Below are 18,211 nucleotides of genomic sequence, written 5' to 3'. Positions count from 1 at the left end.
TACGGGATACAATTGATAACAAAGGAGCGAAAGACAGATGGTTAACGGAGTTCTCCTTTTACATAAGCCGGTCGGCATGACTTCTCACGACTGTGTAATGAAAATAAGAAAACTGTTAAAAACAAAGAAAGTCGGACATACGGGAACGCTTGATCCGGAAGTGTCAGGCGTACTGCCGATCTGTGTCGGACGGGCCACAAAGATTGTTGAGTACGTCACCGACAAGTCAAAAACGTACGATGCTGAGATCACTCTCGGCTTCTCCACATCGACCGAAGACCAGACTGGAGAAACGGTCAGCGTAAAACCTGTCAAGGAGCCGCTGAAAGAAGCGGATATCAAAGCCGTTTTAGACGAACTGAAGGGACCGCAGGAGCAAGTGCCGCCGATGTATTCCGCTGTAAAGGTCAACGGAAAAAAGCTCTATGAATACGCCAGGGCGGGTATTGAAGTGGAGCGGCCGAAGCGGAATATTACGATTGAAGATATCGCGCTCACTTCCCCTGTCACTTATAACGAAGACACAGCATCATTCCGCTTTACAGTCACGTGCTCAAAGGGCACTTACGTGAGAACATTGGCGGTGACAATCGGTGAAAAACTCGGCTATCCCGCGCATATGTCGCATCTCATCCGCACCGCTTCCGGCGATTTCAGCCTTGATGAGTGTTTCACGTTTGAGGAACTTGAACAGCAGGTTTCAGACGGCATGGTTGCAGAGCATGCCGTGCCGATTGAAAGAGCGCTCAATCATTTGCCGAAATGGGTCATAAGTGATACATTAGCTAAGAAAGCTGAAAACGGGTCGGTGTTTGACATCCCGGCGGAATTTTCTGCAATGACAGCTGACGCCCGTATAGCGGTCTGTACTGAAGACGGAGAATGTGTGGCCATTTATATGCCGCATCCTTCAAAAAAAGGACTGCTGAAACCGGCTAAAGTGCTCATGCAAAAAAGCGAACAATAAGAAAAAAGGTGACCGTTCTGTGAAGACGATACATATTTCTCATCCGCATCATTTACAAAAAGAAGAGCAGCCGGCGTCTGTCATGGCGCTCGGCTACTTTGACGGCGTTCATTTGGGACACCGGAAAGTAATCGGAACAGCCAGACAAATTGCCGAAGAAAAAGGCCTGTCGCTGGCCGTTATGACATTTCATCCCCACCCTTCCCATGTGTTGGGCAGGGACAAAGAGCCAAAGGATCTGATTACGCCGCTTGAAGATAAAATCAGCCAGATCGGGCGTTTAGGCGCTGATGTGCTGTATGTCGTAAAGTTTGATGAAGCGTTTGCGTCTCTGTCTCCAAAACAGTTTGCCGAGGAGTATATTATAGGATTAAACGCGCGGCACGCTGTGGGAGGCTTCGATTTTACGTACGGAAAATACGGAAAAGGCACGATGGAGACGCTGCCGGACGATTTAAACGGCAAGGCCGGATGCACGACTGTCGAGAAACAGACCGAGCAGGACAGAAAGATCAGCTCTACTTATATCCGGTCAGCGCTGCAGGATGGTGACGTTGAACTTGCGCACACTCTTCTCGGTCAGCCGTATTTTATCCGGGGCACTGTGATTCACGGAGACAAAAGAGGCCGCACCATCGGTTTTCCGACCGCGAATGTCGGCCTGCACAACAGTTATATCGTGCCGCCGACAGGCGTGTATGCAGTGAAAGCCGAAATAAAAGGCGAGGTGTATGAAGGCGTCTGCAACATCGGCTACAAACCGACCTTTTATGAAAAGCGTCCCGATCAGCCGTCAATTGAAGTACATTTGTTTAATTTTCAACAGGATGTATACGGAGAAGACGTTAAAATCGAGTGGTACAAACGAATCCGAAGCGAACGGAAGTTTAACGGCATAGATGAACTGACGGCTCAGATCGGGAAAGACAAACAAGAAGCGATCCGTTTTTTCAGCAAATAACGGAAAAAACATCAAAAGTACACAAATTTTCTTCTAAAAGATTTGCATATGGGCGCGATTTTTAGTATCATATGTTTCGTAGTCTTAAAACCATTGCTTGGCAATCCGAAGTCACCGACGGTTGCTAGGTAACTGGGGCTAATTATGATATGGAGGTGAAACAGGATGGCAATTACTCAAGAGCGTAAAAATCAACTCATCAGCGAGTTCAAAACACACGAATCTGATACTGGATCTCCAGAAGTTCAGATCGCTATCCTAACAGACTCAATTAACAACTTGAACGAGCATTTGCGTACTCACAAGAAAGATCACCACTCACGTCGCGGTCTTCTTAAAATGGTAGGTAAACGTCGTAATCTTCTTACGTATCTGCGTAATAAAGACGTAACTCGTTACCGTGAGTTAATTAACAAACTAGGCTTACGTCGATAATCGTAAAAAGCGGGAGGATTCCCGCTTTTTTATCGTATTAAAGCGAAAAAAATAATGATAAAAAAACAATGAAATCCTTTTACATACTACTTTGACATTGATATGTTCAATTCATTTCGTTCATAATAGGAGTAATTGATTATTTCACACATTAAGAGAGGAGCTCGTAATCGAATGGGACAAGAGAAACATGTCTTTACCATAGATTGGGCCGGCAGACAGCTTACAGTAGAAGCCGGCCAGCTTGCCAAACAGGCAAACGGCGCTGTCATGGTCCGCTACGGCGATACTGCAGTGCTCAGCACAGCAACCGCATCAAAAGAACCGAAACCGCTAGATTTTTTCCCGCTTACCGTTAACTATGAAGAAAGATTATACGCAGTAGGTAAAATTCCGGGCGGTTTTATTAAAAGAGAAGGCCGTCCAAGTGAAAAGGCCGTTTTAGCCAGCCGTCTGATCGACCGTCCGATCCGCCCGCTTTTCGCAGACGGATTCCGTAACGAAGTACAGGTCATCAGCATTGTCATGAGTGTTGATCAGGACTGCTCATCTGAAATGGCTGCAATGTTTGGTTCATCACTCGCTCTTTGCGTTTCCGATATTCCGTTTGAAGGCCCGATCGCGGGTGTGACGGTAGGCCGCATTGATGGAAAATTCGTCATCAATCCGACGGTTGACCAGCTTGAAAAAAGTGATATCAACCTCATCGTTGCAGGCACAAAAGACGCCATCAACATGGTGGAAGCCGGAGCGGATGAAGTTCCTGAAGAAATCATGCTTGAGGCGATTATGTTCGGTCACGAAGAAATTAAGCGCCTGATCGCATTCCAAGAAGAAATCGTCGCAGCAGTCGGCAAAGAAAAAACAGAAATCGAACTGTATGAAATTGACGAAGAGCTCAGCGAAAAAGTAAAAAGCCTTGCGGAGCCGGATCTTCTCAGCGCCATTCAGGTTCACGAAAAACATGCTCGCGAAGCCGCGATCAATGAAGTGAAAAATGCAGTTGTCGCGAAATTCGAAGAAGAAGAGCATGATGAAGATACGATTAAAAAAGTGAAACAGACACTGTCTAAACTCGTGAAAAACGAAGTGCGCCGTTTGATCACAGAAGAAAAAGTCCGTCCGGACGGCCGCGGCGTTGATCAGATCCGCCCGCTTTCTTCAGAAGTCGGCCTTCTGCCGAGAACACACGGCTCCGGGCTGTTTACGAGAGGACAGACGCAGGCGCTCAGCGTATGTACATTAGGCGCCCTTGGGGACGTTCAGATTCTTGACGGTTTAGGCGTGGAAGAATCAAAACGCTTTATGCATCATTATAACTTCCCGCAGTTCAGCGTAGGGGAGACAGGCCCGATGCGCGGACCGGGACGCCGTGAGATCGGTCACGGTGCTCTTGGAGAGCGTGCGCTTGAGCCGGTCATTCCGAATGAAAAAGACTTCCCGTATACGGTCCGCCTCGTATCCGAAGTGCTTGAATCAAACGGTTCCACTTCACAGGCCAGCATTTGCGCGAGCACGCTTGCCATGATGGACGCAGGTGTTCCGATTAAAGCCCCTGTTGCGGGTATTGCGATGGGACTTGTGAAATCAGGCGAGTACTATACGGTATTAACGGATATTCAAGGGATGGAAGACGCCCTCGGTGACATGGACTTTAAAGTAGCCGGCACGGAAAAAGGCGTGACAGCGCTGCAAATGGACATTAAAATTGAAGGCCTTTCAAGAGAAATTCTTGAAGAAGCGCTTCAGCAGGCGAAAAAAGGAAGAATGGAAATCTTGAACAGCATGCTCAGCACGCTTGGTGAATCAAGAAAAGAACTTTCTCAATATGCGCCGAAAATTTTAACGATGAACATTAATCCGGATAAAATCCGTGACGTTATCGGACCGAGCGGTAAACAAATCAACAAAATCATTGAAGATACCGGTGTTAAAATTGACATTGAACAAGACGGCACCATCTTTATTTCTTCTACTGATGAAAGCAGCAACCAAAAAGCGAAAAAAATCATCGAAGATCTTGTCAGAGAAGTCGAAGTCGGCCAGCTTTACCTCGGTAAAGTCAAACGGATTGAGAAATTCGGTGCTTTCGTTGAAATCTTCAGCGGAAAAGACGGTCTCGTTCACATCTCTGAACTAGCGCTCGAACGGGTCGGCAAGGTTGAGGATGTTGTGAAAATCGGTGACGAAATCCTTGTGAAGGTAACTGAAATTGACAAACAGGGACGAGTGAATCTGTCGCGTAAAGCAGTGCTGCGCGAAGAGAAAGAAAAAGAACAGGAACAACAACAATCTTAAATGAAAACCTAACAAGGAGCCTGGGAGACCCGGCTTCTTTATTTTGAGAAAGACAACAGACGGGTTCTACCTTGTCCTCCTCATACATAATGTGTGATGAGGGGGGAAGGACATGTTGAAAAAATTCGTGCCGTTTGCCGTTTTTTTATTTCTTTTTTTTGTTTCGTTTGAAATGTTAAAAAACCCGTATACAGTTGATTACATAGACGCAATGAAAAAAGACGCGGTAACTGTGTCAGCATCAAAAGATCCGCTCTATGAAGAATTACTGCAAAAAGCGTCAGAGTATGAAGTGAAGCCGCAAGACGCGCGGATTGATAAAATATGGAAGAGTATACCGGGATATAACGGTTTAAAAGTCAATGTGGAAAAATCCTATAAGCAAATGAAAAAGGACGGAGAATTTCACGAAGACGGCCTTGTCTATGAGCAGGTAAAACCGAAAGTCCATCTTGATTCTCTCGCGCCCGAACCCATTTATAAAGGAAATCCCGACAAACCGATGGTCGCTTTCCTGATAAATGTCGCCTGGGGAAATGAATACGTGGAGCAAATGCTGCCTATTCTGAAGCAGCACCAGGTCAAAGCAACTTTCTTTCTTGAAGGGAAATGGCTGAAAAACAATCAGGAGCTGGGGAAAAAAATAGCGGCAGACGGACATGAAATCGGAAATCATTCATACAATCACCCTGATATGAGCAAACTGACTTCAGGAAGCATTTCCGAACAGCTTGACAAAACAAATGCACAAATCAGCGAGACGCTCGGCATAAAGCCAAAATGGTTTGCGCCGCCAAGCGGCAGCTTCAGAAAAGCTGTGGTCGACCTTGCGGCGGAAAAAGGAATGGGCACCATCATGTGGACCGTTGACACCATTGACTGGCAAAAACCGTCTCCGGCTGTTTTACAAACAAGGGTGTTGAGCAAAATACATAACGGAGCCATGATTTTAATGCATCCGACTGATCCGACTGCGAAAAGCCTGGATACACTGATTGCAAAAATCAAAGAAAAAGGCTACGCGCTCGGCTCAGTGTCTGACTTAATGGATGAAAACAGGCTGATGAAGTAGCAGGCGGCAGTTTGCCTGTCTTTGAATAGGAGGAACAGACTTGATAAAACGCTATACATGCCAAAACGGTGTAAGAGTTGTGCTTGAGAATAATCCAACGGTGCGGTCTGTGGCAATCGGCGTCTGGATCGGGACGGGATCACGCCATGAAACGCCGGAGACAAACGGTATTTCGCACTTTCTTGAGCATATGTTTTTTAAAGGAACAAATACCAGGTCCGCACGGGAAATCGCAGAATCCTTCGATCGGATAGGCGGCCAAGTGAATGCCTTCACTTCAAAAGAATATACGTGCTATTACGCCAAAGTGCTGGATGAGCATGCAAACTACGCACTTGATGTGCTGGCTGATATGTTCTTTCATTCTGCTTTTGACGAAGATGAGCTCAAAAAAGAAAAGAATGTCGTATATGAAGAAATCAAAATGTATGAAGATGCGCCGGATGACATTGTCCACGATCTGCTGAGCAAAGCGACATACGGCAATCATTCGCTCGGCTACCCGATTCTCGGGACGGAGGAAACGCTTTCGTCCTTTAACGGCGATTCTCTCAGACAGCATATGGATGACTTTTACACGCCGGACCGCGTCGTCATTTCTGTCGCCGGAAATGTAACGGAACAATTCATTAAAGACGTGGAGAAATGGTTCGGTACATACGAAGCGAAGGGCAAAGCAAGCGGCATCAGCGAGCCTGAGTTTCATTATGAAAAGCTGACCAGAAAAAAAGACACCGAACAGGCGCATCTCTGTCTCGGTTTCAAAGGCCTGAAAGTCGGAGATCCGGACATTTACGATTTGATCGTCTTAAACAACGTGCTGGGCGGAAGCATGAGCAGCCGTCTTTTCCAGGATGTGCGCGAAGATAAAGGACTGGCCTATTCTGTATACAGCTATCACAGTTCCTATGAAGACAGCGGTATGCTGACGATTTACGGAGGCACCGGCGCGAATCAGCTCGGACTTCTGTCTGAAACCATTCAGGAAACGTTATCGGTTCTAAAACGTGACGGTATCACCCCGAAAGAGCTGGAAAACAGCAAAGAGCAAATGAAGGGGAGCTTAATGCTCAGCTTAGAGAGCACAAACAGCAAAATGAGCCGGAACGGAAAAAACGAACTCCTGCTCGGAAAGCATAAGACCATGGATGAAATTATCACTGAATTAAATGCGGTCAGCCTGGAAAGCGTCAACGGCCTCAGCCGCCGCTTATTTACGGATGATTACGCACTATCGCTCATCAGCCCGACCGGCAATATGCCGGCCTCGTCTTAATCGGCAAAGCAGTCTGCCTCTATACGGGGCAGGCATTTTTTTTTGCTCCGGGTCATATAGTACAAGGGGGTGGCTATCATGAGGCTCAGTGAACTGTCAGGTAAAGAAATTGTGGACATTAAACGGGCAGAGCGGCTCGGCGTGCTCGGCCAGACCGATTTGGAAATTAATGAACAGGACGGACAAATTACCGCGCTGTTGATTCCGACGGTAAAATGGTTCGGATTGCGAAAACAAGGCCACGACATCCGCGTCCCCTGGAACCATATCCAAAAAATCGGGTCAGACATGATCATTTTAGACGTTCCGGGGGAGATCACGCCTCCCGAAGAGTAGATCTTATTCATTTTTTGCAAGCACCGGCTCATACAGCCGGTGCTTTTTTCATGAAAAAGACGCTGTACATTCACCGCCCTTTCTCTTTGCACATACGATGAAGATGAGGATGACACTTAAAAGATCCAGTAACTGTAAAGAAGGTGAACGTTTCAGATGTTAACCGGATTGACAATTGCGATCATTGGCGGTGACGCAAGACAGCTTGAGATTATAAGAAAGCTGACAGAACAGCATGCCGATATTTATCTTGCAGGGTTTGACCAATTGGATGACGGTTTTACAGGTACCGTCAAATGCAAAATCGATGAGATTCCCTTTCAAAAAATAGACAGTATCATCCTGCCCGTATCGGCAACGACCGGAGAAGGCGTTGTTTCCACGGTTTTTTCAAATGAAGAAGTGGTATTAAAGCAGAGCTATCTTGAGCGGACACCGGAGCATTGCGTCATTTATTCAGGCATCTCCAACGCGTATCTTGAGGGGATCGCCAGCGAAGCCGGCCGCAAGCTTGTGAAATTATTTGAGCGGGACGACATCGCGATATTCAACTCGATTCCCACTGTTGAAGGAACAATCATGATGGCGATTCAGCATACGGATTATACCATTCACGGATCAAATGTCGCCGTTCTCGGCATGGGGCGCACCGGTATGACGATCGCCCGGACGTTTGCGGCGTTAGGGGCGAAGGTAAAAGTGGGCGCGCGGAGTTCGGCTCATTTGGCCCGTATAATGGAAATGGGGCTTTCTCCTTTTCAGCTTGAAGAGCTTACTGAACATGTAAATGATATTGATATCTGCATTAACACCGTACCGAGCTTGATTCTGAATCAAAGTGTTTTATCGCGCATGACGCCGAAGACCTTGATTTTGGATTTGGCATCCCGCCCGGGCGGAACGGATTTCAAATATGCTGAAAAACAAGGCATTAAAGCGCTGCTTGCTCCGGGTCTTCCGGGAATTGTGGCCCCGAAAACAGCCGGACAGATTATTGCGAACGTATTGAGCAAGCTTTTGGCAGACTTAAAGAAAGAGGGGAAATAACCATGTCTCTGAAAGGGAAAAGAATCGGATTCGGATTAACCGGCTCGCATTGCACATATGAGGAAGTTTTTCCGCAAATAGAGGCGCTTATCAGTCAAGGAGCTGAAGTCCGGCCGGTCGTGACGTCAACCGTTCAATCGACCGATACCCGCTTTGGGGAGGGGGGAGATTGGGTCAGAAAAATTGAAGAAGCAACAGGCTTTGAGGCGATTGATTCCATCGTAAAAGCGGAGCCTCTCGGGCCGAAACTTCCGCTCGACTGCATGGTCATCGCCCCCTTAACCGGAAATTCAATGAGCAAACTCGCAAATGCGATGACTGACAGGTAGGATTTATATCTTACCTACAAAGATAAAACCCTTTAAATCAAAGGGTTTTCTTGAACAGAGTATTAAATCTAAAGTAAGGTATGATCATGAACTTCGCTGGTTTTGTTCCTTTTCCTTTTTCAATAACTTTAACTTCAACTTTTTCAAAAATAGATCTAAGCAACTTATTTTTCTTGCTCTTATCTGTTTCAAAGTTGTATTGATTCAAAACATTGAGCATATAATCTTTTATTTCTTTTGAAGGCACATCTTCCCGATCTGGTATCGACTGAATTTCTTTTTTTGTTTTGATTAACTCTTCTTGCTCATTTTCAATTAATCGTTTTCTTTCCAAAAACATTTCATCGGTATATATTCCTTGCTCATACTTTTCATATATGAAATTCATTCTGTTTTTTAGTTCTTTGATTTTCTGCTCAATTTGTTGGACGGTCTTTTCGTTGATGCCTGAGGTTTTGCCTTGCTCTTTTTGTTTCATTGCCTTTTCAAAATAAATTTCAATTTGTTTTTTATCTAATGTTTGAAATTGTTTTAATACCTCCAGGATAGCTTCTTCTACATCACGGTATTTTACACTCATGCAATAATCTTTCTGACACTTCAAAAATTCTTTCACATAAACGCTTTCTGTGCCATCTTTCTTTTTATAAGTTTGCTTACCACAATTTCGGATAAGTTTCCCTCCGCAGACTGAGCATGTGCATACGCTTGCTAATTCACTAGGGGAGAAATCCAGTGGGTTGTGCGGGTCTATAGGTTTGTTCCCAATTTTATCTTGAACTTTTTCAAACATCTCTTTGGTGATAATTGGCGAGTGAGCATTCTCAGAGATTATGTGTTCACTTTCTGGGCGAGGTATTCTTTTCCCTTTTTTATTCCGTTCGTAAGTTCTAAATTTTATTGTCCCTATATAGAGCTCATTCTGAAGAACGCTTTTTACGTAAAAATAGCTCCAGGTTTTCTTACCTCTAGGGGTAGGGATTCCTATCTTAGACAAATGAGTTGCAATAGCTTGATAGCTCATGTCTAATCCATTCAAACCATTTAAAAACAAGTCATATATTAGACGGATGTTTTCAGCCTGTTCATCATTTATTTCGAGGCTTCTGGTGTTCTTATTATACTGATAACCATACGGAGCTTTACCGGCAACCCATTTTCCTTGAGCAGCATATGTGTACCTTGCTCCGGTCATACGTTCCCTAATCATTTCATATTCTTCTCTCGCAAGGAAAAGCTCAAAACGAATTTGCTTCATATCCATTACATTTCTAGGATCAAACACTTTATAAGGTGTAATTATCAACAATCTGTTTTCATTGATTATTTCGATTATGCGACCCGCATCGCTATAATTTCCCCGACTGAGTCGAGCGAGTTCCTTTACGGCAATAGCTTGATACTTTTTGTTTTCCAGGTCTTTTAAACATTCTTGGAACACAGGCCTACCATCGATACTTTCTCCTGATCCAATTTCCATTTTAAGTTCATAAGGCAATTCAATGGACATGAGCACTCTATTCATTAGATCAGTCTGTTCTGCTAAAGTATCCTCTCCAGTTCGTTTTTCACGTTCAATATCCTGCCTGGATTTTCTAAGATACCCTAAAATATTGGTGACGCCATGAGGTTCAATTGCACTTTTAAGATTCAATTAATCACGTCCTTTGGAGATGCTAAAAATTTGAAAAATACAAACAAATTATATTTCACATTGCCAAAGAAAGCAATTAGTAATTGACTTTATTTCAGCATATTGGAAAAATAAATGACTGTTTCTAGGTAAATGTCAGCTTTGTGGTTTGATGGAGTCTTTATAAAATCCTCATTTTAACGAAACATTTTAGATCAACTTGCTTATTAATCTAATTTAAAGTATCCTAATTGATGTATCATAGGGGTTTAATCAGCCACTATAGGCCACAGAGTCCCTCACACGCTCTGTGGTTTTTTTGTTTAGATTGAATGTATCCAAATAAAAAAAGAAGCCCCAGAGGACTTCAAAATAATTAATTCTTCTCACATGCAAAGTTGTCATTATCCCGATCCATTTTAGATGTATAAGCAGGGTGAGTGCTTGGTACACCATGCGGATATTTCTTTCTCAGCTCTGTGCAGTTTGCAAAGTGTTCTGTTTCTCCAGCAGAAGGGGAGGCTTGTGCAGAGTTAGAAGAGCTGCTTGATGCTGAACTGCTTGAGTTCGATTTATGTGTCTCGGATTGGTGTGTTGTAACTGACTTTTGAGCCGGCTTAGATACACTTACTGATTTCTTCGGTTTCGTTACGCAGCCATTAAATCCTTTATCAGTCGCATATCCATTCTTACTCCAAATCTTCAAGTCTTTATCTTTCGCAGCTTGCTCATCTTTCTTATACGTGTCTAAATACTTCGTGTTTGGCTCATATACATAAGCTACTCGTGCTAATCCTTCTTTAAGCAGTGTTTCTTGTACTGATTTGCCATCTGCATAAACGTAAGCCAGCATTCTGCCATACTTGTCTGTACGATCTCCTTTATCAAACTCAAGTTTAAGTTTTCCCTTGTTAACCAGCTGTTTGTTTCTTGCTGAAGCATCCTCACCATATGGTTGTACGCAAGAGTTTGGCTTTTTAGTTTCAGGAGTGTCAACCAGCAAATAACGAACTGTTTTGATTTCGCCTTTATAGTTAACTTTAATTGTGTCTCCGTCAACTGTTCTGTTAAGCGTTACATCGACCAGCTTTTTCTTATTTTCAGATGTCTTTTTATCCGACGAATCCTTCTTTGAAGCATTTTCGGCTTTTTCATTCTTGTCATTATTGCTTTTGTCGTTTGCTTGGGTGTCTGCCTTTGTCTCTTTTGCATTCTTTTCTTCTTGCTGCGTTGTTTTAGCTTTATCTGAATCTGTTTTATCTGTAGAAGCAGAATCAGACCCACACGCAGCCAAAGAAAAGCTTAGAGATAATGCGGCAATACCTAACAACCATTTCTTCATTGTAATTCCCCCAAATTTGTTTGTTCTGTCTCTATATCGGACAAACCTTCCTAATTATAAATATAAAACCAAAGATTGTAAATTTGATTTTGTCATTTTAAAACACTCAAATAAAGTTGTGTGGTAAAATTTAGTGGTCTAAACCTTAGAGGAGGGAAAGTTATATGGAAGAAGGGAAGTTAATTCAAATGACTCTTAATGGAATAAAGGAAGCTGTTTCTAAATACGGAACATTCCCTATGTTTCATCATGGAGGGTATGTCATGGAAGATGCTACTTTTCATTTCAAAGATCCTGCTAGTCCTCAAGAAATTAGCGATATAGAACAGAAGCTAGGTGTTACCTTCCCTAATGACTATAAAGAGTTTTTGTTACAGCACAATGGGATGGAAATGTTTGATGGGATTGAAATACTTAGCTTAGAGGGAATCATTGAATATAATGAGGTTCAAGATTTCCCAGAGGGATACGTTTTAATTGGATATCATTTTGATGGAAGATATGTCATAGACACAAACAAATCAAAAAATGGATTAGGTTATATGCTATATCTAGACTCAATTGATGATATTGAAGATGCGATTAACTTAGATTCGAATTTTGAAATATGGTTTGATATGTTAGTGTCTTCTAATGGAACGAAATATTGGGAAGTGAATCCGAATATCCGAGAGTATTATAAACTGGTTTCAGAATAAAAAGACTCCGCATAGGAGTCTTCATCTACATTCATCTACAATTTTACTTCTTTTTTGTATAAGAAGCCCACCATGGATTTACTTCTTTCCTGTGAAAATTCACATCGATAGGAATTAAATTGCTTGTCTGATTTCCTCCACCGTACTCTCTAGGTAGTTGATGATGAATCTCAAATTTTACCCAAGTTTTTTTGCCGTATTTTTTATCATACCAGTTCCTATATGCTTTGCGTTCTGTAGTTCCCCATTTTACTCTTTTATCGCTAGGCACCCATTTAATAAATGCATTAGATGGAGCTAATATATTTAATCCTGATTGCTTATCTGTGTAATTGGAGGGGAAAAACATTCCCTTCATATTCGTTAGGTATAATCCTTCAGTCCAGGATATCGTTCTAACAGTTGGTTTTTTCCCTGCCCAAGTAGCAATTGCGCCGCCAGTATACTTCCAAAATGTTGTTTTGTTTACATTAATAAATTGATGAACTTCCGATCCCTTTTTCACTTGAGTCCCTACAAAGGTCTTTCTAATAGTATGGGGGCAAGTAAACTGTTTGTTATAATAGCCACTCTTGCATAAACCCTGATGTACTTCTGCTGACGCAGGAGGAATTCCTACTATTTTTGAAATTTCAACTCCGTGCATCACTTTATTAACTTTTCCACCTAAAAAAGTGTGACTGAAATAGATAATACTTTTTGCTTTTTTCTCAACAGTTTTCCGTTGGTTTTCAGAGGTGACTTGTCCAGATGATGTCTGATTACCATCTTTGTCATAAGCTATATAAGTTTGGTATGAACTTTCAACATCCATTCCTTGTTCCTTGGCGATTTTTTGCAGCTTACTTTCTGATCCGGCTAATTCTCTTTTAGATGAATCGGTGTTTTGCGGTTTTTCATTTACTGTTGAAATACGTTTGTTAAGGTCAATGCCAGTTGCATTATTGTCAGTGATTTCTTTGTTTGCCGTTGCCTTTACATCATAGAGGGGATAGCAAGAGAATAATAAAGAGAGAGCTATTACAACTAACCAAATGCTTTTTGACACATACTTCATAATGGTTTTACACTCCTTTTTCTTCTGTTTAAACCTGTTATGAGTATCTGAGGTGTAAATAAATAATATATTTTACAATTAATACCTCCTTTCGTGAGGATAGTATCACCTTTTCCATTTTTTATCAACTGAATTAAGCCTATTTTAAGATTTTGTTAAAGTACAAATCTCCTAAGAAAGAGACCTTCAACAAAACGAAGAAGCTCTCCTTACATGTGATTTAATGTGGTAAAATTTAGATAAGATTGAGTGGGAAGGAGACGGATATGAAAGTATTTGAAGCATCCTCGTTGATTTCAGCAGCTGAAAAGCGAGCAAAAGAATACGATCAGATTAGAGAACAATTTATTAATCTCAGAAAAGCATTTCAAGGAATGGCTGATTTAGATGACAGTGAGTTTTCGGGCAAAGGTGCTGATAACATCAAAGCATTCTTTCAAGACCACGCCGGCGTCACAGACAGCTGGCTTGATCTGATCGACATGAAAATTGCGTTTCTTAACAGTATTTCAGGAAAAGTAACTGATGCGGGACTGGCCGATTCGTTTGTGGAAGAGTCATTTTTAGAACATGAGTTGATTCATGCGAATAATAAATCAAAAGCCATCATTCAAGAGCAGCGGAATGAAATGAGGGATATTCTTAACGAGATAAGCGATATTGTTCATATTGATGTTTTCTCGACAGAAGATGTCGAACAAAAGCTGGAGTCAGCAGACAAGAAACGGGACAATACCATACACAAGCTCGGCAAGCTTGATCACGATCTAACGAAAGAGTACGCAGAAACCGAGGCGAATGAACATTTCATTCAGGCAGATTTTCAACAGCTTCAAAATGCCACGGGTAAAGGGAAAAACGCAACACCACTTCACTATAACGCCAAAGCATACCGTGAAAGCGATATACATAAGAAGAAAGGCGAGATTGCAAGACATTCGGATGCTTATCTGACGTTTAAAAAGGAAGAAGCGAAATAGCGGGAAATCAAGGATCTGCAGAAAAAGCTCGCTGATGGAGTAACTGATCCTGATGAATACTTGGAGATTGCCAAGAAGATCGGTTACGAGAACCTTGAACCTTCCCAACAACAATATGTGATGCAGCTTGAACAAGCAAAACAGCTGGAAGAAGCCGGAGAAGTGACTTGGGATATTTTAAAAGGTGTAGGCATAGGGGCATATGATGTCGGGAAAGACACGGTTAGCGGGTTATGGCAACTAATCACTAAACCCGATGAAGTTGTTGAAGGTATCATAGGGGCAGTTGCTCATCCGATAAACACGTATAATGCCATTTCAACAGCTATTGAGGAATCGTATCAAAAAGATATGGTAAATGGAGATGCGTATTCCCGATCAAGATGGGTGACATATGCGATAGGTACAGTAGTTACCTCTGTAGTAGGCACAAAGGGAGCCGGTTCTCTTACAAAAGCAGATGTAGCTGGAAAAGTCAGCTCTAGAGTCAGTAAAGCAAGCCAAAAGATGAAAGATGTCTCAATTGCTGATTTATTGCCTTATAATCCACGTTACGATGTTGTTCCGGCTGGAGGAGTTCCTTATAATGTAGTTAACAGTGGAGGATTGAAAGACAGTATATTAAACTTTGCCAAAAAACAAAACAGTATCTTCGGCACTTCCCCGACTGGTAGAAGGCTCCCGGTACCTAAAGTACCTCCTGTAACTGTTAAATACGGTGAACATTATGCGAAATGGTCGAGAAGAAAGACACTAAAGCCTAATGTTATTTATAAAACAAAAGAAGGCTATTCCTATAAAACCGACAACTATGGCAGAATTACAAATGTTGATGCTGATTTGCAATTAGGCGAGGGAAAAAGAAATCAATATGCTCAGTCCAATGTTGGTAAGCCTCAAGATAGGCTACCAGATGATGATGGAGGCCATTTGATTGGCAGTCAATTTAAAGGATCAGGAGAAATTGATAATTTGATAGCCCAGAACAGTCAAGTTAACCGTTCTGGTGGGGAATGGTACAAAATGGAGACTGAATGGGCAAATGCACTAAAAGAGGAACCTCCAAGAAAAGTTAAAGTGAAAATTTCACCTGTTTATAAAGGAGATTCACTAAGACCAGATTCTTTTGAGATAATGTACCACATTGAAGGAAAAGGGTTTTATGAAAAAATCATAAAAAATAAACCTGGAGGTTGAGCACGTTGGAGACAAAACTAAACAATCTATATAAAGAGATTGCAGAAACAATAAATGAAATGATCCCCGAGCAATGGGAAAAGTTTTGGTTTTATGCACAAGTTTCGGAAACAGGAGGAGGAACTTATTTTTATTACAATACTCCCGACGAGCCACAAAATTACAAGTATAGCTTAGAAGTACCTTTTATTTTTACAATTGATGAAGATGACTTTACTGAGAAAAAGAGAAAGTTGTTTGGTCTGAGTGAGAAGCTACGAGAAGTATTCAAGGAGAACGATCAAGAATTATGGTATTCGTTTACGCTAAGCCTTGAAAGAACAGGCAAATTAAATATCAGTTTTGATTACACTGATTGGTTTAGCACTGATTACAGCTTCAGTGATCAACACATCATATGGAAACATAAGTATCTAGGTGAGGAACCGTCTGATGCGTCTCTAAAAGGGATAATTGAGAAATATAAAGCTGATTATCCTGAAAACCCGATCTAAGTGGAGATTTTGGAATGAGCATACACGATATCACTGAAAAAATGAACAAATTTAATTTAAAGTATTACGCATCAAGCGATGGACAAGAAAGCAAAAGAAAAATCAAAGCATTTGAAAACGAATTAAACATAAATCTTGATGAGGTTTACAAAGAATTCGTTGTAAGATATGGCGGGAGCACGATACAAGCAGATAATGTTTTATTTCCAAGCTTAGAAGAGAATCCATTGGCTAGTAATAATTATTTAAGATTAGGGCTATTTTATTGGTTTGGGATAGGCGATACTGACTTTGATGTCAAATCAATGACAGTTACTTATAGAGAACAAATGTCAGATTGGATTATCCCGATTGCTGATGCTGATGGAGGAGATCAAATTTGTCTTGGTGTGAAAGGAGAAGCAGCAGGAAAAGTTTATTTTTGGGATCATGAATTGACAAATGGAGTAAAAGACACATTTTTGGTCGCAAACTCTTTCTCTGACTTCATTCAAAGTCTGTTTATAGAAGAGGCAACAGATGTGGACGATGAAGACGATGGTATTTTATCTATTGAGCTAGATGATGATTTATTAAACAGTTAAGCAAAAGTATTGCAATTGTGATGAGGTAGCCTGGAACAGGGATTCTCAATCAAAGTTGAAGTGGTTTAATCCATAAAGCAATAGTATTGCAAATACCATTTTTATGTGGTTATAATTAGTGTAGGTAATACAGTTATATGATTATTTGTGCATTTTGATTTGGGAAATGCATAAAATAAAAAGACCAGGGTGCTACCAACACCCCGGCTCTGTACAAAAAGCTACCCATCAAAGGGCTTGCTCGATGTTGTTCATGATAGACCTAACCCTTCAGGTTTCCAGGCTCAAGGGAGGTCTATTTTTTATTTATATACGTCAACAAGGCGATTATAAACGACCCAAATGCAAGCATTAACATTAATGCCTGAAATGTTGACATAAGCATCACCCCCTTTCGTAGGGGATGAGCAAGACTCCCTTGAGTGAGCATGCTTTAATGTACAGGAATCATTATACACTAATTCCAAATATATGTCTGTGATTATTGGAGCCTTATTGCCAAGCTGAATAGGTCTGATACATGGACATCTGTGATCCGAAAGAAAAACAATGCTTTATGCCGGAGTTTTTAAGTGTGAAAATAAATTACTATGTCCCCTCTTACAAGCATACATTGTGATATGTAAGGGGGGATTTTTCTTGCCTAGATACCGGGGAGCTCTTCGCAAGAGAGGGCCTTTGCCTTTTCGGTATGTGCTTCTTCTGTCGTTTGCTTTTTTCACCATATCGACGGTTATTAGCCTCTGGATGATCAACTCCTCAATCAAACCGGTGCTGATGAACATAGGAGAAATGGAAACCAAACGGGTGGCGACAGAGGTCATTACAGAATCCATAGAAGAATACATGTCTCACAGCGACAATGTGAAAGATATGGTCGATATGAAAACGGATGAAAACGGAAAAGTCACAACGATGGATTTTAATACACAAATGGTCAACAGTATGAAGGCGAAAGTGACAAAGCAGCTTCAGGCTCATCTGAAGGAAGTGGAGTCGAACAATAAACAGCATGAAACAGCAAAAGGCGCGAAAACGGCCGATGAAATTATGATCGATATTCCCTTAGGGCAGGTCACGGGAAACAGCATTCTCGGAAATCTGGGGCCGAAAATCCCCGTGCGCTTTAACCTGATCGGTGATGCGTTAACTGATGTGAAAACAAAAATAAAGCCGTACGGCATTAACAATGCCCTGATCGATATCAGTATTTTTGTGGAAATAAAAGTGAAGGTCATTATTCCGTTTGCCAGTAAGACGTCAGTCGTGACAAATAATATTCCGGTTTCCATTAAAGCGATTCAAGGAGAGGTGCCGCAGTTTTATAACGGAAGCGGCGGGTCAGGTGTGACGCCTTCCATTCAGCTACCGAATGAAAAACAAGAGAAATCCGGAGCCGATAAAGACAAATAAAGACACACAGCCGCATTCTTTTCTGGCAGCTGTGTGTTTACTTTTTCCTGCGGATTTCTTTTAGCTCTTGGAAAGAATTCAATGTCTCGACT

General features: G+C 41.9%; 16 protein-coding genes and 2 pseudogenes. 14 read left to right on the top strand and 4 right to left on the bottom strand.

Annotation, left to right across the window (positions count from 1 at the left end):
- Positions 1 to 37: 37 nt before the first annotated feature.
- The 9 genes and pseudogenes from truB to OQ477_RS06850 all read left to right on the top strand — a co-directional run.
- On the top strand, positions 38 to 967 hold the full coding sequence (gene truB, locus OQ477_RS06890) for a tRNA pseudouridine(55) synthase TruB (protein ID WP_038458038.1): 930 nt from the start codon (positions 38 to 40) through the stop codon (positions 965 to 967).
- Positions 968 to 986: 19 nt separating this feature from the next.
- Positions 987 to 1,928 (top strand): bifunctional riboflavin kinase/FAD synthetase, encoded by a 942-nt coding sequence (ribF, locus tag OQ477_RS06885; protein ID WP_265971929.1) that lies wholly within the window; start codon positions 987 to 989, stop codon positions 1,926 to 1,928.
- A gap of 165 nt (positions 1,929 to 2,093) precedes the next feature.
- Positions 2,094 to 2,363 (top strand): 30S ribosomal protein S15, encoded by a 270-nt coding sequence (rpsO, locus tag OQ477_RS06880; RefSeq protein ID WP_003154182.1) that lies wholly within the window; start codon positions 2,094 to 2,096, stop codon positions 2,361 to 2,363.
- A 174-nt stretch (positions 2,364 to 2,537) separates the two neighbouring features.
- Complete coding sequence (gene pnp, locus OQ477_RS06875) at positions 2,538 to 4,661, top strand: polyribonucleotide nucleotidyltransferase (protein ID WP_044801433.1); 2,124 nt, start codon at positions 2,538 to 2,540, stop codon at positions 4,659 to 4,661.
- Positions 4,662 to 4,773: 112 nt separating this feature from the next.
- Positions 4,774 to 5,733 (top strand): polysaccharide deacetylase family protein, encoded by a 960-nt coding sequence (locus tag OQ477_RS06870; protein ID WP_012117569.1) that lies wholly within the window; start codon positions 4,774 to 4,776, stop codon positions 5,731 to 5,733.
- Between the two features lie 40 nt (positions 5,734 to 5,773).
- Positions 5,774 to 7,009 carry a M16 family metallopeptidase gene (locus tag OQ477_RS06865; RefSeq protein WP_021493675.1) on the top strand — a complete coding sequence of 412 codons (1,236 nt, stop codon included), beginning with the start codon at positions 5,774 to 5,776 and terminating at the stop codon, positions 7,007 to 7,009.
- A 78-nt stretch (positions 7,010 to 7,087) separates the two neighbouring features.
- Complete coding sequence (locus OQ477_RS06860; RefSeq protein ID WP_003154176.1) at positions 7,088 to 7,345, top strand: YlmC/YmxH family sporulation protein; 258 nt, start codon at positions 7,088 to 7,090, stop codon at positions 7,343 to 7,345.
- Positions 7,346 to 7,501: 156 nt separating this feature from the next.
- Complete coding sequence (gene dpaA, locus OQ477_RS06855) at positions 7,502 to 8,392, top strand: dipicolinic acid synthetase subunit A (RefSeq protein ID WP_044801435.1); 891 nt, start codon at positions 7,502 to 7,504, stop codon at positions 8,390 to 8,392.
- Between the two features lie 2 nt (positions 8,393 to 8,394).
- A pseudogene (locus OQ477_RS06850) lies at positions 8,395 to 8,715 on the top strand (dipicolinate synthase subunit B); the annotation flags it as partial.
- A 43-nt stretch (positions 8,716 to 8,758) separates the two neighbouring features.
- Here the strand turns inward: OQ477_RS06850 and OQ477_RS06845 are convergent.
- Together OQ477_RS06845 and OQ477_RS06840 are read right to left on the bottom strand one after the other, a co-directional pair.
- Complete coding sequence (locus OQ477_RS06845) at positions 8,759 to 10,375, bottom strand: recombinase family protein (RefSeq protein WP_265971925.1); 1,617 nt, start codon at positions 10,373 to 10,375, stop codon at positions 8,759 to 8,761.
- 355 nt (positions 10,376 to 10,730) lie between these two features.
- On the bottom strand, positions 10,731 to 11,696 hold the full coding sequence (locus tag OQ477_RS06840) for a thermonuclease family protein (protein ID WP_265971923.1): 966 nt from the start codon (positions 11,694 to 11,696) through the stop codon (positions 10,731 to 10,733).
- Positions 11,697 to 11,959: 263 nt separating this feature from the next.
- Here OQ477_RS06840 and OQ477_RS06835 point away from each other — a divergent pair, with 263 nt between their 5' ends.
- Entirely contained in the window at positions 11,960 to 12,394 is a 435-nt protein-coding gene (locus OQ477_RS06835) for an SMI1/KNR4 family protein (protein WP_076982859.1), read from the top strand.
- 43 nt (positions 12,395 to 12,437) lie between these two features.
- Here the strand turns inward: OQ477_RS06835 and OQ477_RS06830 are convergent, their stop codons facing one another.
- Entirely contained in the window at positions 12,438 to 13,451 is a 1,014-nt protein-coding gene (locus OQ477_RS06830) for a hypothetical protein (RefSeq protein ID WP_233162025.1), read from the bottom strand.
- Positions 13,452 to 13,717: 266 nt separating this feature from the next.
- On the opposite strand from OQ477_RS06830, the pseudogene OQ477_RS06825 reads away from it, so the two are divergent.
- The 3 genes and pseudogenes from OQ477_RS06825 (at position 13,718) to OQ477_RS06815 (ending at position 16,706) form a co-directional block, all read left to right on the top strand.
- A pseudogene (locus OQ477_RS06825) lies at positions 13,718 to 15,628 on the top strand (T7SS effector LXG polymorphic toxin).
- 5 nt (positions 15,629 to 15,633) lie between these two features.
- Entirely contained in the window at positions 15,634 to 16,122 is a 489-nt protein-coding gene (locus OQ477_RS06820) for an antitoxin YezG family protein (RefSeq protein ID WP_265971919.1), read from the top strand.
- A gap of 14 nt (positions 16,123 to 16,136) precedes the next feature.
- Complete coding sequence (locus OQ477_RS06815; protein ID WP_265971917.1) at positions 16,137 to 16,706, top strand: SMI1/KNR4 family protein; 570 nt, start codon at positions 16,137 to 16,139, stop codon at positions 16,704 to 16,706.
- A gap of 295 nt (positions 16,707 to 17,001) precedes the next feature.
- On the opposite strand, the gene OQ477_RS06810 is transcribed toward OQ477_RS06815, so the two are convergent.
- A complete protein-coding gene (locus tag OQ477_RS06810) occupies positions 17,002 to 17,091 on the bottom strand; it encodes a putative holin-like toxin (protein ID WP_076982784.1) in 90 nt (29 codons plus the stop codon).
- A gap of 254 nt (positions 17,092 to 17,345) precedes the next feature.
- Here OQ477_RS06810 and yunB point away from each other — a divergent pair, with 254 nt between their 5' ends.
- On the top strand, positions 17,346 to 18,119 hold the full coding sequence (gene yunB, locus OQ477_RS06805; protein ID WP_265971913.1) for a sporulation protein YunB: 774 nt from the start codon (positions 17,346 to 17,348) through the stop codon (positions 18,117 to 18,119).
- The last annotated feature ends 92 nt before the right edge of the window (positions 18,120 to 18,211 follow it).

It is taken from the genome of Bacillus sp. ChL18, assembly GCF_026241425.1.
GTDB classification, from domain to species: domain Bacteria; phylum Bacillota; class Bacilli; order Bacillales; family Bacillaceae; genus Bacillus; species Bacillus velezensis.
This window is presented reverse-complemented; position numbering and strand designations above follow the sequence as displayed.

Coding starts and splice junctions, on each gene's coding strand:
- truB (WP_038458038.1), top strand. CDS start 38: ATGGTTAACGGAGTTCTCCTTTTACATAAGCCGGTCGGCATGACTTCT.
- rpsO (WP_003154182.1), top strand. CDS start 2,094: ATGGCAATTACTCAAGAGCGTAAAAATCAACTCATCAGCGAGTTCAAA.
- pnp (WP_044801433.1), top strand. CDS start 2,538: ATGGGACAAGAGAAACATGTCTTTACCATAGATTGGGCCGGCAGACAG.
- OQ477_RS06870 (WP_012117569.1), top strand. CDS start 4,774: ATGTTGAAAAAATTCGTGCCGTTTGCCGTTTTTTTATTTCTTTTTTTT.
- OQ477_RS06860 (WP_003154176.1), top strand. CDS start 7,088: ATGAGGCTCAGTGAACTGTCAGGTAAAGAAATTGTGGACATTAAACGG.
- dpaA (WP_044801435.1), top strand. CDS start 7,502: ATGTTAACCGGATTGACAATTGCGATCATTGGCGGTGACGCAAGACAG.
- OQ477_RS06840 (WP_265971923.1), bottom strand. CDS start 11,696: ATGAAGAAATGGTTGTTAGGTATTGCCGCATTATCTCTAAGCTTTTCT.
- OQ477_RS06835 (WP_076982859.1), top strand. CDS start 11,960: ATGGAAGATGCTACTTTTCATTTCAAAGATCCTGCTAGTCCTCAAGAA.
- OQ477_RS06830 (WP_233162025.1), bottom strand. CDS start 13,451: ATGAAGTATGTGTCAAAAAGCATTTGGTTAGTTGTAATAGCTCTCTCT.
- OQ477_RS06815 (WP_265971917.1), top strand. CDS start 16,137: ATGAGCATACACGATATCACTGAAAAAATGAACAAATTTAATTTAAAG.
- OQ477_RS06810 (WP_076982784.1), bottom strand. CDS start 17,091: ATGCTTATGTCAACATTTCAGGCATTAATGTTAATGCTTGCATTTGGG.